Source organism: Streptomyces bugieae (assembly GCF_036352915.1).
Classification (GTDB): domain Bacteria; phylum Actinomycetota; class Actinomycetes; order Streptomycetales; family Streptomycetaceae; genus Streptomyces; species Streptomyces endophytica.
Window position 1 is genome coordinate 1 of record NZ_JAZBJP010000198.1, and the last position, 423, is coordinate 423.

Here is a 423-nt window from a genome sequence, read left to right on the forward strand (position 1 = left end):
CTTGAGGACGGCGAGCCGCACCACCCTCTCCTCGTCGGTGTGCCCGACCACCAGGGCCCGCTCGCCGTCCTCAAGGATCTCCTTGAGGGTGACGATGTCCCCGGCCCGCTCGAACTCCATGGCCTCGACCACGTTGAGCGCTTCGTTGAGCATGACCTCCTGGCCGCGCCGGAGGTCCTCGAGCTCGACGCTGGGACTGACGTTCACCCGGAGCTTGCGGCCCCCGGTGAAGATGTCGCAGGTGCCGTCCTCGTTGGCCTGAAGGAAGACTCCGAAACCGGCCGGCGGCTGTGCGAGCCGGTCGACCTCTTCCTTGAGGGCCACGATCTGGTCACGCGCCTCACGGAGCGTGTTGGCGAGCCGCTCGTTCTGTGCGGACACGCCTGCCAGATTCGTCTGCAACTCGACGATCCGCTCTTCGAG

The 423-nt window shown here is 66.9% G+C and carries 1 pseudogene; it reads right to left on the reverse strand.

The features are described 5' to 3' along the window. Window positions 1–423 (reverse strand): annotated as a pseudogene (locus V2J85_RS40865) (proteasome ATPase); the annotation flags it as partial.